This is a genomic window from Nitrospira sp. CMX1 (genome assembly GCF_054902215.1).
Genome location: NZ_JBUBKD010000011.1, coordinates 25,349 through 40,169 on the forward strand (window position 1 = coordinate 25,349; position 14,821 = coordinate 40,169).

A 14,821-nucleotide genomic window follows, 5' to 3' on the forward strand; every position below is an offset into this window, starting at 1 on the left:
TTGATCCTTACTGAGGACGAGCGGGGGTAGACTCCGCATTGGCGGCAATCCAAGGCACCGCATTCACTGGTGCCCCAGGGCCGATCTGCATGATCCCATTGACAACGACTCGATCGCCGGCATTCAAGCCGTGATCGATGAGCCACTGATCTCCTTTCCAATCCGCTGCGACGACGTCTCGAATCTCGACCTTTTCCTCACGGTTCACCACAAAGACAAACGGACCCTGCGGGCCCTGCAAGACCGATCGTTGCGGGATGAGGACTGCGTTCGTTTTCGTATCGCCGGTGAATCGGACCTTCACAAATTGCCCCGGCAGAATGATCCGGTTGGGATTCGGAAACGTGATACGCGTTTGGCGTGTGCTGGTTTCCGTCCGCAACCCCGGCTCCAAGAGATCGAGGACGCCTTCCTGGGGATAGGCGGTCCCATCCATCAGTGTGAGCCGTCCTCGCAATTGATAGTCGCCCGGATGGGTAATTCGCTTCGCTTCAATGTCCCGTCGACGTTTCAGAATGAACGTCTCCGGCACGTTCACCACCACGTACATGGGATCGACCCGATGGATCGTGGTCAGTAAATCGGTTTGAGCCGAGACCAACCGTCCTTCATAGTATCGGCTGCGTTCAATGATGCCGCTGATCGGAGCCGTAATAAGCGTGTTGTCCAGATCGAACTGAGCCTTGATGAGGTCGGCCTGCGCCCCTTGCAGCGCCGCATTTGCCGACAACTCTTGAGCAATCGCATCATCGACATCTTTTTGGCTCACGGCCTGGTCGGCCAACAACGGCTTCACCCGGGCCAAATCCTGCCGGGCCTGGACGACCCGCGCCTCTGCCTGTGCGATCTTGGCCTTGGCACTGGCAACCGCCGCCTTGAAGGGTACCGGATCGATCTGATACAGCTGCTCGCCCTTTTTCACGTCGCGGCCTTCAGGATACAGCACCGCCTTCAAAATTCCCGTGACTTGCGACCGGATCTCAACTGGACGGGAGGCCTCCGCTCGACCGATAAACTCCGGTTCATCAGGAATAATTTGAGTCTGAACCGTGACCACTTCTACCTGAGGCACCGGCTGCGCCGGCATTGACCCGGCTTCCTGTTTACAGCCGGCTAATCCAATTGCGACCAACACCCACAACATTGCGATATGTGCCTTCAATTGATACCTCTTCCCATGCTACTCACCCTACTGTGCAATCCTTATAATTACTCTTCACCCGCGATAAACGGAGCATTGTACCGAGGAGCATACAACGGCGGCAAGCCGAAGCCAGATCGGACTTCTCGCCGAAAGCTCTCACGGTAACAACCCAACTCAGCGAGATCATGTCGTGTCATCATGAAGTCATCCTGTCGTTCTGCCGACCTCCTGAATCGATACGGCCCATCTTCCGAATCTCCTCGACCAGACACCTGGTCAAACAGCCGGAGGCCCGTAATTCCACTCCTTGCTGCCAGAGCTGAGCTAACAGCAATTTCCCATCCGCATCGATGAAGGTGACACCGGTCAAATCAATTCGGCTGCACGGCTGCTGATGTTCAACTGCGCGCCGGCAATAGGTCCTGAGCTCTTCGACCCAGGGACCCGCAAGACGCCCTTCCAGGACAAGCAACATGTCTTGTAACACCGGATCTTGTTGGCTCGTGATCTTGAGCATCGCCTCCCGGCTCCCATTCACCTGGCGTCTATCCAACGATGTCCACACCTCAGCGATAGCTTCACTCAATCCGATAACGCAACTTATGTTCCAATAATTGGTGCTGCAATGGGTCGAACAAAGCCATTGAAAAGAGTGAGTCTTGCCTCTCAGAAACGCATAGAAACACAGCATGCCTTGAGGAACTCTGCCGAGCTCACGGCACTGTGCCGAAATGTCGGCACGATATAGCTCGACAGCTGAACAGGCTGGGAGTCTAACTAATTCGCGTGATGGATCAGATCGTCTCACAAAGCCGTCCCGCATATTAGTCCAACGTTTGACGATACCGCTTCACCCCAACCACTAATACCACTACAGCGAACAGAGCGATCTGCCACAGTTGCAGCACAACCTCTTCGACTCCGTTCCCCTTCAACATGATCCCTCGTACAATCCGTAGAAAATGCGTGAGCGGCAGCATCTCGCCGATCGACTGTGCCCATTGCGGCATGCCGCGAAAGGGGAACATAAAGCCCGATAGCAGCAGAGACGGCAAAAAGAAAAAGAACGACAGCTGCATAGCTTGCAGTTGGTTTTGCGCCAAGGTGGAAAACGTGATCCCCATCGCCAGGTTGGCCACAATGAACACCAACGCTGACACAAACAACATAGGAAGATTGCCTTCCACCGGCACACCAAACAGCAGATGAGCCGACAGGAGAATGAGGATGACCTGGACATAGCCGACCAAAATGTATGGCAACACCTTGCCGATCATGACCTCAAACGGTCTTGTGGGCATCGACAGGAGATTCTCCATCGTCCCCCGTTCCCGTTCACGGGTGATGGCCAGACCAGTAATCATCACCATCGTCATGGTCAGCACCACACCCATCAGCCCCGGCACGATGTTGTATTGCGTGATGGCTTCCGGGTTATAGCGGGCGTGAACGCGCAACTCGATCGGGTCGTGACTTCCGGCCACATACTCCAATGGACCCCTCAGGTCCTGTTGGAGCGCCGTCGCCATCAATACCCGTAACGAGCCGATCGCATTGCTCGTCGCAGCGGGATCGGTCGCATCGGCTTCGACAAGGATGGCTGGGTGCTCGCCGCGAAGCACGTCGCGCGAGAAGTTCGGCGGAATGTTGATCACGAACTGGGCCTCCCCTCGTGCCAACACCTCCTCAGCTTCCTGCTCGGTCTTTACCTCCCGGACAAACTCAAAGTAGTTGCTGTTGCGGATGGCTTGCAGAAGCGTCCTCCCATGAGCACCGTAGTCGGACAGCAGTACAGCCGTCGGCAGATGTTTCGGATCGGCATTGATCGCGAAGCCGAACAGGACAAGCTGGATCAACGGCACCCCAATCATCATCCCAAACGTCACCCGGTCGCGGCGCATCTGGATGAACTCTTTCACCACGATCGCCCAGAAACGGGATAATGAAAATGGCGAATGGATCCTCATGATGCAAAATTATCCGACGAGTGCTCCATCAGATGGATGAACACATCTTCAAGCCCTGTGTCGACCTGATGCCATTCATAGGGACTGGTACGAAACGCGGCCACCGTGGCTTCGAGCATGACCGGATCGGCGCCGCTGACATGGAGCCGATCTCCGAACGCGACCGCCTGTTGAACCGCAGGCTGCCGGCGAAGTTCCACGGCCAGTTGATGGAGGTTTGGTCCGCTGACCGACCAGGTCGTGAGTCGCGCCTGTTCGATCACATCCGAGACAGTCCCATCGGCAAGCAGCTTGCCGTACGAAATGTAGGCCAGCCGATGACAACGCTCAGCTTCATCCATGTAGTGAGTGGTGATCAGGAAGGTGAGCCCGTCGGCAGCCAGCTCGTGGATCTGTTCCCAGAATTCTCGTCTCGCTTTCGGATCGACCCCGGCGGTCGGCTCATCGAGCAGCAGCAATCGTGGTTGATGGATCAAGCAGGCGGCCAGCGCGAGCCGCTGCTTCCAGCCTCCTGAGAGTTGCCCCGCCAGCTGTTCCCGACGACCAGCCAGCCCCAACCGTTCAAGGCTCTGCTCCACCGCAACCCGTCGATCAGGAATTCCGAACATACGCGCAACGAAGTCCAGATTCTCTGCAATGCTCAGATCCTCATAGAAACTGAACCGCTGGGTCATGTAGCCGACGGCAGCTTTGATGGCTTCGCTTTGGTGAATGACGTCATAGCCCAGACAGGTACCACGGCCTTCGTCCGCTCGAAGAAGTCCACAGAGCATCCTGATAAAGGTGGTCTTGCCGCTGCCGTTCGGGCCGAGAAACCCATAAATCTCACCACGGCGCACTTGTAGCCCAATGCGATCCACGACGGTGCGTGCCCCGAACCGCTTGGTCATCCCGCTCACATCGATGGCCAATTCCGGTCTATTGACCACAGCCGTCATTGAACGTCCTCGAATCGGATGTCCACCGGTTGGCCAGGATGTAAGTTCACCGCGCGAGCCTCATCAAACAGCACCTCAACCATGAAAACCAGCTTGTCACGACTGCCCTGGCTATAGAGCACCGGTGGCGTATATTCAGCTTTCGGTGACATGTAGCTGACCTTTCCTGAGATCGAGCCTTGCACGCCATCGACCATGACTTGGACTTGGTCACCAAGCTTCATCGCCCCAAGTTTCGTTTGAGACACAAATGCACGGACCTTGATGTGGTCAGGAGGCAACAGCACGACAACGGGGCGACCTGCCGGGACCCACTCACCCTCGCGATAGAGCGTGTCAAAGACGAACCCGGCCTTCGGTGCAACCTGGCGCTTCTGCGCAAGATCCCACTCGGCTTTGGCCAGCGCTGCTTCCTTCGCTCGAACCTCCGCTTCGGCTGCCACAACTTGATCCGTCCGGGAGCCCAAGAGAGCCGTATTCAAGTCCGCTTCGAGCTGCGAGACTCGCTGCTGGTTTTGATCCCGCCCTGATCGGACCCGGTCCACCTCGAGTTCCACCGCCGCACCTGGCACCGTCATAAGTCCCTCCTGACGAGCCACTTCACGTAACGACAGCTGTAGTGCTGCCTGAGCCTGTTGAAGCTGTGCCCGGAGGGAGGCAATCTCAGAGGGTCGTTTGCCCTTTCGTCGGTCGTCCAGATTCGCCCGTGCTTCGCTCAACTTCCGCGCTGCTTCATCTCTCGTGGCTTTCTCAGAGATTTGCTCAAGCGCGAACAGAGGATCACCAGCCGTCACCTGCATTCCACGCCGCACAGATAACGTCGCTAAAGCCCCGCCGTATGGGGACGCCACATAGACATACTCCCCTTCAACATAGCCTTGAACCAGATCGGAAGGAGCCTTGTCGCAACCAGCCAGGGGAGTAAGCACTATCATCGTGATTCCAATAGAGAGAAACTGGCGTCGAATCGGGCGACAATATTCCATCAGGTCACACCTTCTCTTTGGGAACCAGTGCACCTTCTAGAACAAGACGAATGACGGACGAATAGCCCTGCTCCACAGTGAGACCAAGCTCCATTAGTTTGGGTGGATTCATGATGGCCTGGACTGCCCCCAATAGAATCTCGATGATGAGGTGGGTCGGGATATCACTCCGAATCATGCCGGCTTTCTTCCCGTCTTCGAACAGCCCACCGAAGTAGCGTCGGATGAGCTCACGACGCTTCTGCTCGACCAGCTGAAACAGTTCCGGAGTCTCGCGCCCAATGTCTCTGACGAATGCCGGCTGAATCTCTGCAGTGTGCCGTTGCAGGCAGCTGAGGAATTGATGAAGTGCCGTCTCGACATCAGCAGCTTGCTCTCTTGCCAACTGCCCGAGATCCGCCTCTACTTCCCTGAATTTGTCCTTTAATACAGTCTCAATCAGCGCATCCTTGCTTGGAAAGGACACATAGAGGGTCTTCTTGCTCATACCCAATTCGGCAGCGAGGTCATCCATGCTCACGGAGCGAAAGCCGTGGGCGAGGAATTGGCGGCGTGCTACAGCGACCACTCGTCGAACACCGGCTTGATCGACTGATGGTTCTTGCTGCTTAGGATTTCGAATCGACATAAGAGACCATGGGTACCATAGAAACTATTTTCGTATTATCAGTTTCCTGTCGGGCCTGTCAAATCCGTCTTCATGGTGATCACGGCGCTACGCCCTGTTGACGTGAAACAGACTTATGAAACAGCCAAGAGGCAGTGTTTAAACGGCTTCCAGTGCCGTTTCATAACTTACCCATCGTGAAACACGGGAGGGCTTGGAAAGAGCAGCAGGGCCGAATGCTGGCATTCAGCATGCAGACATGGTAAGCACATCCTATGATCAACGAGACGCCAGACCCGCCAGAGGACTACGCCACGCTGTACCACCGCGCCTTTGAGAAGTTTGGCGCACGGGCGTTATGGAGCAGCAGGGCCGTCCCGGAACCAACCCCCGCCGATGCGCTGGCAATCACACACAGTTTGCGTGTTGAAGGCAACCTTGAGGCGCGGCGCTTGGCGGAACAGATTGAAAAGGCCTGCCGCCGTGCCCCTCACTAAAATCCAGTCCGACATTCTGCGCCTGATCGCCGCGCACCGCGACCCCGAAAGCTATATTGCCGGAAGTACGCCGCTCAATGTCAACGCCCCGCGTTTTTCTGGCGACATTGATGTGTTTCACGACCGTGAAGACCGGGTGGCTCGGGCCGCGCACACTGATGTCGCCGTGCTGGAGCAGCATGGGTATACCCTGCAATGGATCAGGCGCGATCCAACCATCTACACCGTACTCGTGGCGCGGGAACAGGCAACGACAAAGCTTGAATGGGTAGTTGATAGCGAGTTCCGGTTTTTCCCCTCTATGCGCGATGATACCTTCGGGTATGTCTTGCACCCCGTTGACCTCTCGACCAATAAAGTCGCCGCCGCCTATGGACGCCGGGAACCGCGTGATGTCGTCGATTTGTTAACCGTGCATGAACGGATTCTCCCGCTTGGCGCGGTCATCTGGGCCGCTGCCGGGAAAGACATCGGATTCACACCGGAAGGCATCATCGGCGAGATTCGCCGTCTTGCCCGATACACCGAGGCCGATTTCCGCCGCCTCGATAGCGACCCACGTATCGATCCTGCCGCAACCATGATCCGCCTGCGGGAAGTTCTCAACGAGGCCGAGGCCTTTGTGACGCGCATGCCGACTGAAAAAATTGGCTTGCTGTTTGTGCAGGGTGGGAAGGTTGTGCAACCTGACCCTGACCAGTTGCAGACCTATCACACGCACGAAGGCAGAACGCGCGGCCATTGGCCAAGCAGTCCTGACATCAGCGCCGCGATGTTTGAGCGTCTGGCGGGGGAACAAACGGCGCTCGACCGACACCGATAAAAGCTCTCGCCTAGAACGAGGGTGAGTCATCATCACTCGAAATGGGGCAGCCTCGGCTGTTCTCCTGTCTCCTGAGGAGCTTGAGACGCTGGAGCTTCTTGCCGATAAGAAACTGATGCTCTCCCTTCTGAGAGCCGAGGAGACTGACTCATGCTCAACGTTTAGTTGAGCATGAGTCAGTCTTTGGGACTTGATCTTGTATTGTGCCCCTACTCATACTCCCATTCGTCGCAGTACGATACGCCACTAACGAATCACATCAACCTCCTACTCTCCTCGGCTGCGTACGTCGAAGGAACACAAACTCTCATTGTTGCTCAGTATTCGATTGGAGCGTGGTGCGTTTTACGCTCACCCGAGATGATGCGCCTCGTTGTTAAGTGATCTTCAGCATGCTGTAATTTGTCACTTTATGGTTTGATTCGGATCATTCCCGAGCTGCAATCGGCGATTCTGCAAAATAACCGGATCGACAACTTCACCACACTGCATACACCGTCTTACCAGAAAATCGCCATGGGCTGCTCCGGCGATTGAGTCGAAAGATTCTTCAACGATCATCAGTCCCCTGCACCTGAAACAATGTATGGAGTCAGCGGGGCGCTCGCGCTCTTTCGATTTTTTTCCAATAATCTTGCTGTCGCCATGATCGACCTCCCTTGTTTAAGGGTTCACCTACTTCCATCTGGCAACATACATTCCAGAACTCATTGAACAGGCCGGCACCGTTCAAGTTGTGGAGATAACGGCGAAGATACTTCCAAGAACCGAGCGGGAGTTTAGGGGAGAGATGAAGGCGATTTGCCGACTTTCCTGCACGCTGCCGAACGGTCGGCGCATGCCGGAAAATCGAATAATGACTTACGGCAGCATGTATGTGAGATTCGGCCAGACCGCATACCCGATGGCTTGGTCATTTTTCCCTTCCTGTATTTCAAAGACGATATTGGTCTGGAACGGAGTGGTTCCCGACATACCGGTGAATCCACCGGAACCGCCCGTAAACGTGAAATCACCCGTACATTCTTTTAAGTTCCCAGCGCACTTCCAGTGACCATACCCGACATCCTTGCCCTCATGCGCCACGATCGTGCAGAGTCCTTCGATGGCCTGAGTGTCTTTCTGTCGGTTGAGATTCACACGCACAGGGCAAGCCAGCTTGGAGGAATGAACGATCATCTTACCTCCGTCTTTGTGACGAGAGATCAGTATTCCTTTCACCATCCCATTGACGACCTGATCTCCGTTGCCAAGCTCGATGAACTCGCCGGTTCCGCTCCAACTCGAACTGGAGTCTCCGGCCTCAACGGTTCTCGCGGAAGCTGAAGATCCGGCGCCGAGCCCAAAAATCAGAGCCAGTCCGATCGCCCATGCGTAGTTGATAGCTCTCATGTTTATCTCCTTTCACTTAGAACGGATCGACTATACCCCGTTGCTCTCCTAAACCATACGGGGCACAATCCTAGGAAATGAAGGCGAGAGATCGATACAAGAGCGGTTATGCCGCCTTCCTCATCGGGTGTTCGAAGCCCCTTTCTCCTTTATTGAGCCAACGAGCAATGACATTGTCCAACGCCCACCTCCCGCCGCCGCTCACGACAAGGGCGGCGCTCATGGCAATGACCAACAGATGATATTCAAAGCCCTCTCCCGGCTGCTGGCCGAACCAGTTCATGAAAAATCCCTGCGGCCAATGCACCATGGCGATCGCTCCGATCATGATCACGATAAAGCTCGCAGCCGTAAACCGAGTCAGAAGGCCGGCGATCAAGCCAAGGCTCCCGAGCGACTCCCCGATAATGACGAGCCACGCCACAAGCCATGGGAGTCCCATTTTCTGCGTGAAGAATCCCATGGTTCCTTCGAAGCCATTTCCGCCAAACCAGCCGAACAGCTTCTGAGCCCCATGCGTGAAGATCACCACTCCCAGCCCAACTCGCAGAATGAAACCAGCCCACGAATCATCTGTTCTGAAAAACGACATGTTACACCTCTTTTTCCCGTGAAAATGCCCGCCGACGAGTTTCGACCCTTGTCGTCGCATGCTTGATCAACACCCTGGTCATGAGGGGCGGCAACGAAACGAGTAGGCCGTACCATATGGTCCATAGAATCACATTATTCATGACGTCACCTCCGTTTCTTTCGAGCCATCTTATCCACACCAAAAGCAAGAGACATTCCACTCACCGGATAGCAAGAGTTAGCCATACACAGAGGCTGAATTCTCAATGTACGCCTCTCATTTAGGAAGACCGTCGGCTCCGCCACGCATCGCGTAAGAAATTTGAACGCCGAAGGTTCGTCACGTGACGAAATCGATCGTCATGAGTGAGGTGATGGAGGCGACCCAAATCGAACGGGTGACCTTCGCCTACAGGGTCATCCGTCCGTCCTCCACCCCAGGCGCACATCGACAAGTAATTATCCGCAAACATGTCCGGTCTGACGATTCTGCGCCACGTAGTGAGTCGGACCCAGAGGCAAAAAGGTGGGTTCCATTGAAAACTCAAGACACGTCAAGGTGCAATGTCTTGAAAAACGACTTGACGGCAGGGTGTATTTCCATCTTCGGAAAGGGGATGACTCAGCGACCATGATCGCTAATGACTTTGCCCGGTGGAGTCGGAGTCTCTTCACGCCGAGTCGCCACACACATGGTCAGCGGAATAGCGAACCCTCACATTCTGATTCGCATGGAAGCATACAAGTAGTCACTGTCCTTGTTTCCTCCAGCTGGTAAACCAGCAGAGGAAGGCAGCCGGTCGAAATAAGATCCTTTGAACCAATGCACGTAGCCAGCGTCAAATTCCAAGTTGGAGTTGACGATCCATTGCACTTGAAGATCCACATCCTGCCCCAGTGAGGTGCCTGCTTGCCCTGTCGAATCTCGTAGACCGGAACTACCAAAGAAATCCTTGCTCTGCGCCAGATACCAGACGCGGTGTTTGACTTGCAAATTCCAGCCTGATGCAGGCGTGACGATGATACGCCAACCCGGGGAGTTGAGATTCGTTCTAGAAAATGGGCCCCAGATGCTGGTCGGCTCGTACTCAAACCGTCGAGCGCCAAACAAGGTGTCGAATCCACCATCGTGGCTATCGCCTGGCTGACGATCTCCACTGGCATAATCATATTGGAACACCAATCGAGGGGTCCAGGGGAGATTGAACATAAATCCGAGGTCCAGATGCTGAAGATGGGCGAAGTGGTCGGTCCCACCTCTCGTTCCGAACTGCCAAGCTGTCTCGATTTCGTAATCAAACTCACCCGGCTTGGGGTCTTTAAAAAGGCGCCCGCCAAACGTTGAATACGTGCGGCGATTGGTCACTGTGGCGACACGCTGATCATTGAGTCCCATGTAGTAGGCGTCGATCTGGAACCAGGGGAAATGGCGACTCTCAAAATACGTTCCCCAAAACAAGGAGGTGTGAAATTGCCGATCCAGGTTTTCTTCGTCTCGGACGACCGGTTCCACGGCAAACGCTCTGAACCGCCACGTTTTGTCCCGGCTGACTTGCCAGTGAAACCCGTCGAACGCGGTTGAGGCATTTCGAAAATTGCTTCGCGCAATAAGGCGGCGACGTCCGAAATCACTCGTCCAACGTCCAAAGTGGAAATCGGTTCTCAACCCGGTTCCGGAGATATTGTTCAACGTCACTGACCCGAACAACTGCAAGATATCGAATTTATCGACCGTGGTCGTGTCTCGAAAATCTCCCGGATCATTATTGAGATAAGACCGCGCATCCTGCCCTTCGAATAGGAATCGCAACGGACCGTTCCCGCCCAATCCAAAACGAAGCCGTGACCGCAGAGGAATTTGCGCATCTGTCCGTCCATTTCCAACTGCTTGGTTTGCCCGCCAGGGATGATCGTAGGATTCGAAACGAGTCCTATTTTCCAAGCCCAGATCGACCCAGTCTGGCAGGTGCAGCGCGGCTTTTAAATACCGAGTCCATTCAAATTCTCTTCGGTTATTGATAAGGACCGCATCGGGAGACTCAATTCGGTTTTCCGTCATTGATAACAACACCGCCTGGTATCGCTCGCTGGAGATCAGTCCACGATCCCGCATAAGCTTGAATAGTGGGTCTTCCGCGCTCTGAAAAATCAACTTTCCGTCCTTCCGAACTAATTCGCCATATTCAACGGCGTACCCGGAACCGGTTCCTGCGAGGAAGAATATAGCGGACAAGAGGATGTCTCGACTGCGTCGAAACGTCTCAGATGTACGCATGCACTTTCCTGTCATCAGCAGATCAAGGCTGGGACTGAAGCAGTCGTCTACAAACGATAACACATCGAGCTTCGAGGTCGTCCTACTCTAAGAAGGATAGTTCAAATAGGAGGATCCAGAGACTATTTTGCCGTGACCTTATGACTTCCGCTTCGATACCTTTCTGATGTTCCCTCCCCTCCAATACTCATTACCCATCCATTCACGATTGTGTGATAGGTTATAAAAAGCAGTTGCAGCTTGCAGAGAAATCAATGAGGAGCGAAGGCAAATGGAAATAACCGACGCGAGTCCGTGGAGGCATCAAAATCTGACCTATAGAGTTCGCACGTATCTGACGGAAAGAGCGATCGAAATTTGCACGGTATCGCGCTGTTGCTCACATCGGAAATTCTCGTGGAGAGCGAACCGTCTGCATCTCATTGGTGCAATGTTCCTTGCGTGCGCACTATCGGCCTGCACGCAACCCTTATTCCCACCCGATGTCACGAAGACGCTCGATCCCGCTCTTCAAATGGACATCTTCAATCCAGAAGCCGAAACTTATCTCACGAACCACCTGGTTCAAGTCGGCGGTCGGATTCTTAGTGTGGAGAAAACGGACGAGGGCTCTGTGATGACCGTCGAGGCCTTGCCCCTGAATCCATCCAGAACCATGGTGGTCGAGTCGGCGCCATCCACTGGCCGGTTTGTGCTGCGGTACCTCCAACGCCTCGACCCGGCTGCGCTCCAGCCAGGGAACAAGCTGATTGTGGTGGGTCTCCTTACAGGTACCTCCGCAGTCACCATACCGAGTACACGGAAGCCTGTCCCTTATTTGATTGCTCGCTGTCTGCATGTATGGAACACCGGTCGCCACGCGATCAGTGATTTTCCCCACTTGCCCACCGGCTATTACCCATTACGACACGAGACCTATTGTCTGAATAGCCCGCTCGATCAAGCACCTACTTCTGATACGGCTCTCGCCTCACCGACGGGCGCCGTGTCTCATGGCATCGCGACCGGCGATGTCACCAGTGACTCCGCGGTGCTGTGGTTTCGGACAGATGGCCCGGCTCAGGTCGAAGTCCGCTCCGCGCCAGTAGATGAATGGGAACACGCGCCTCGCGTCAAAACCGAACTTTTCTCCACGAAAGCCGCGCAGGACTTCACCATGCAGATTCCACTGACCGGATTGCGCCCGGCGACTCGCTATCGCTATACGGTTCGCACCATTCACCCCCCCCTGCCGACGGACTCGGTGGGAGGGCTCATGCAGGGCGAGTTTAGGACTGCACCATCCGCGACTGAGTCAGTTCCGACGACCTTTTTATGGAGTGCTGATTTGGGAGGACAACAGCGCTGTCGAGATGACGGCATGGGCTATCCTATCTTTGACATGCTTCGACATCATCAACCGGACTTTATGATTCTGCTGGGTGATCTCATCTATGGCGATGACCGTTGTCCGTCTCCACCGAATGCGGCGGGGAGTGAGTTCACGGCGTCCACGCTCAGCCAGTACCGAGCGAAGCATCGCTATCAACATGGATCGTTTGCTCTCCAACGGTTTCTTGCGTCGGTTCCGATCTGGGCCGTGTGGGATGATCATGATGTCACCAATAACTTCTCCGGCCCCTATGAGCCTCTCATGCCACTCGGGCGGCAGGCCCTGTTCGAATACTGGCCGATTCGCCATGCCTCCGATGATCCGATGCGGCTCTATCGACGAGTCCGTTACGGCGCCGATCTCGACATCTTTCTCTTGGATACGCGTCAGTACCGGAGCCGTAACACGGATCCCGATGGGTCGGACAAAACGATGTTGGGAAAGGCCCAACTTTCGTGGCTAGTGAATGGAATCGCTCAGTCCACCGCCACGTGGAAAATCATCGCCACAAGTGTGCCCTTATCCACACCAAAGGCCGGAAGCCTTGCGACGCCAGGAAATGATAGCTGGGCCCTTGGGGCCGATGGAACAGGCTTTCAACACGAGTTACGCACGATCGTACAGACCATTCTTTCACAACCCGTTCGGAATGTGGTCTGGCTCGCCGCCGACGTGCATTACATGCAAGTGAATGCCTATGATGCGAACCGCGATGGCGTGAGTGATTTTCATGAGTTCATCGCCGGGCCGCTCTCAGGCGCGTCCATGACTCCCCGTCTGCCCGATTCGACGTTCCATCCCACGACATTGTTTAGTGAAGGCGGCTCCATGAACGTGGGGAAAATATCGATACACGGAACCGCTTTGGAAGTCACGATGATTGATGACAGCGGCAAAACACGGTTCTCTCATCAACTAACGGCTCAATAAGCCTCGCCCTCAGTGACCTACCTGACCACGCGGTCAGTTGGAATCATGCTGCCTCGCATTTGCATCTCCACCTCTGTGGTAGAGAAAGTAAGAAGCGGCCTACCCTTACAGACGCGTTTTTGAATTTTACGGAAGCTGCACCACCGTGATTATCCAGTGCGCGCTGCTTGAGATTTTCAAAGAAAAAGAATAGGTGCCGCCGTTAGCATGATACATCGCGTCGGACACATCGCCAGTCGAATACCCCAGCTCCTCGACCGCCCACCTTGCGCATCAAGAAGGAAGAGGGAGAGATCGTTGGTCGACGTCCACCGCACCTCACAGTGATCCTTCACGGTGAAGGGCTGCATCGTGCGCAATCCGTTCGCTGTGAGTTCCTGAGTGTTCTGCTCATCTGCGGCAAGCGCCCATCCGCTCATTACGAGAAAGTCCATCAACACCAGTGTGATCAATCGATGCATGACAACCTCCTCCAGCTGTCTGCGCGTGCGCAGGAGCGATCATCAGAGACACGCCGGTTAGGATCGGGACCATCAATACGTGCATGACACTCGCCATTTTTTTCGATGACGGAGTCGCTAAGAGTAGGCCGGTGATGATACGTGGCACCCTCCTTCTGTCATGGGATGCACCTGCATTTTGGCAAGAGGCATTCCTCGGGACTGATTTCGGTATGCTTCATGCTAAGCCGTTGAATTACCGGGATGCTTGAGTAAAAAGGGCCAGTCGATCCCCGGCAAAGGCATGGAAGACAAATTGACCGTGACGGCAAATGGTCACATGACAAGAAGAATCGTCAAGCGACTGCTGAATTGAGGTTCAGAAGAGGAACGTGCACAGACAAATTACGACATCCCAAGCCGACCAGATCGCGATCTTCACGTCTGCAGGGAGTGCCGCTTTATTCGCGGGTGAGACATGGCCCATTCATGCATCGCCATCAAGATCGGTTCAAGCGAACGTCCGAGGGGCGTCAGGCGATATTCCACGTGCGGAGGATTCTCCCTGAAATCATCTCGCTCTACAAGGCCGTCAGCTTCGAGTTCCCGCAACTGTTTGATAAGCGTGCGATGCGTGATGCCGGACAGCTCTCGCTGCAACTGATTAAAACGGCGGTCACCTTTCAACAACCAGTAAATGACCATCACTTTCCACCGACCGGAAATGAGGTCGAGCGTCTGCTCCGTCGGACAGTCGGTGTTCTTGGCCATGGGCGGTATCCGCTAGGATCGTACTTGAAAACCGTTCGGCGAGACCTATACTACCTCTGTCGACGGACAATAAAAAGCCGCAAGACTGACAGCACGGCGCTGTCCG

Annotated in this window: 16 protein-coding genes; 3 read left to right on the plus strand and 13 right to left on the minus strand. The window is 54.8% G+C overall.

Annotated elements, in window-relative coordinates:
• Window positions 1–7 precede the first annotated feature (7 nt).
• The 7 genes from ACYX34_RS02050 to ACYX34_RS02080 all read right to left on the minus strand — a co-directional run bounded on the left by ACYX34_RS02050 (window position 8) and on the right by ACYX34_RS02080 (window position 5,663).
• Entirely contained in the window at window positions 8–1,162 is a 1,155-nt protein-coding gene (locus ACYX34_RS02050; protein ID WP_462074888.1) for an efflux RND transporter periplasmic adaptor subunit, read from the minus strand.
• 47 nt (window positions 1,163–1,209) lie between these two features.
• On the minus strand, window positions 1,210–1,344 hold the full coding sequence (locus tag ACYX34_RS02055; RefSeq protein WP_462074889.1) for a hypothetical protein: 135 nt from the start codon (window positions 1,342–1,344) through the stop codon (window positions 1,210–1,212).
• The gene (locus tag ACYX34_RS02060) at window positions 1,341–1,661 is read right to left on the minus strand and encodes a hypothetical protein (RefSeq protein WP_462074890.1); all 321 of its coding nucleotides are present in this window, start codon (window positions 1,659–1,661) and stop codon (window positions 1,341–1,343) included. Before ACYX34_RS02060 ends, ACYX34_RS02055 begins: the two co-directional genes overlap by 4 nt.
• A gap of 307 nt (window positions 1,662–1,968) precedes the next feature.
• Window positions 1,969–3,111, minus strand: coding sequence for an ABC transporter permease (locus tag ACYX34_RS02065; protein ID WP_462074891.1), 1,143 nt, complete (start codon window positions 3,109–3,111; stop codon window positions 1,969–1,971).
• On the minus strand, window positions 3,108–4,049 hold the full coding sequence (locus tag ACYX34_RS02070; protein WP_462074892.1) for an ABC transporter ATP-binding protein: 942 nt from the start codon (window positions 4,047–4,049) through the stop codon (window positions 3,108–3,110). Before ACYX34_RS02070 ends, ACYX34_RS02065 begins: the two co-directional genes overlap by 4 nt.
• Window positions 4,046–5,035: an HlyD family secretion protein gene (locus ACYX34_RS02075; RefSeq protein ID WP_462074893.1), complete on the minus strand. Its 990-nt coding sequence runs from the start codon at window positions 5,033–5,035 to the stop codon at window positions 4,046–4,048. The genes ACYX34_RS02070 and ACYX34_RS02075 overlap by 4 nt, the downstream gene beginning before the upstream one ends.
• 4 nt (window positions 5,036–5,039) lie before the next feature.
• Complete coding sequence (locus tag ACYX34_RS02080; RefSeq protein WP_462074894.1) at window positions 5,040–5,663, minus strand: TetR/AcrR family transcriptional regulator; 624 nt, start codon at window positions 5,661–5,663, stop codon at window positions 5,040–5,042.
• Between the two features lie 254 nt (window positions 5,664–5,917).
• Between ACYX34_RS02080 and ACYX34_RS02085 the strand changes: the two genes are divergently transcribed.
• Complete coding sequence (locus ACYX34_RS02085; RefSeq protein WP_462074895.1) at window positions 5,918–6,139, plus strand: hypothetical protein; 222 nt, start codon at window positions 5,918–5,920, stop codon at window positions 6,137–6,139.
• Window positions 6,126–6,962, plus strand: coding sequence for a hypothetical protein (locus tag ACYX34_RS02090; protein ID WP_462074896.1), 837 nt, complete (start codon window positions 6,126–6,128; stop codon window positions 6,960–6,962). Before ACYX34_RS02085 ends, ACYX34_RS02090 begins: the two co-directional genes overlap by 14 nt.
• Before the next feature lie 861 nt (window positions 6,963–7,823).
• Here ACYX34_RS02090 and ACYX34_RS02095 read toward each other — a convergent pair.
• The 4 genes from ACYX34_RS02095 to ACYX34_RS02110 all read right to left on the minus strand — a co-directional run bounded on the left by ACYX34_RS02095 (window position 7,824) and on the right by ACYX34_RS02110 (window position 11,202).
• Window positions 7,824–8,354, minus strand: a complete 531-nt coding sequence (locus ACYX34_RS02095) for a hypothetical protein (RefSeq protein WP_462074897.1) — start codon at window positions 8,352–8,354, stop codon at window positions 7,824–7,826.
• 106 nt (window positions 8,355–8,460) lie between these two features.
• On the minus strand, window positions 8,461–8,946 hold the full coding sequence (locus tag ACYX34_RS02100; protein ID WP_462074898.1) for a DoxX family protein: 486 nt from the start codon (window positions 8,944–8,946) through the stop codon (window positions 8,461–8,463).
• Between the two features lies 1 nt (window position 8,947).
• Entirely contained in the window at window positions 8,948–9,088 is a 141-nt protein-coding gene (locus ACYX34_RS02105; RefSeq protein ID WP_462074899.1) for a hypothetical protein, read from the minus strand.
• Window positions 9,089–9,642: 554 nt separating this feature from the next.
• Entirely contained in the window at window positions 9,643–11,202 is a 1,560-nt protein-coding gene (locus ACYX34_RS02110; protein WP_462074900.1) for an alginate export family protein, read from the minus strand.
• A 430-nt stretch (window positions 11,203–11,632) separates the two neighbouring features.
• On the opposite strand from ACYX34_RS02110, the gene ACYX34_RS02115 reads away from it, so the two are divergent.
• Complete coding sequence (locus tag ACYX34_RS02115) at window positions 11,633–13,504, plus strand: alkaline phosphatase D family protein (RefSeq protein ID WP_462074901.1); 1,872 nt, start codon at window positions 11,633–11,635, stop codon at window positions 13,502–13,504.
• A 176-nt stretch (window positions 13,505–13,680) separates the two neighbouring features.
• On the opposite strand, the gene ACYX34_RS02120 is transcribed toward ACYX34_RS02115, so the two are convergent.
• Together ACYX34_RS02120 and ACYX34_RS02125 are read right to left on the minus strand one after the other, a co-directional pair.
• Window positions 13,681–13,965 (minus strand): hypothetical protein, encoded by a 285-nt coding sequence (locus ACYX34_RS02120; RefSeq protein ID WP_462074902.1) that lies wholly within the window; start codon window positions 13,963–13,965, stop codon window positions 13,681–13,683.
• Window positions 13,966–14,382: 417 nt separating this feature from the next.
• Window positions 14,383–14,715: a winged helix-turn-helix transcriptional regulator gene (locus ACYX34_RS02125; protein ID WP_462074903.1), complete on the minus strand. Its 333-nt coding sequence runs from the start codon at window positions 14,713–14,715 to the stop codon at window positions 14,383–14,385.
• Window positions 14,716–14,821: the final 106 nt, after the last annotated feature.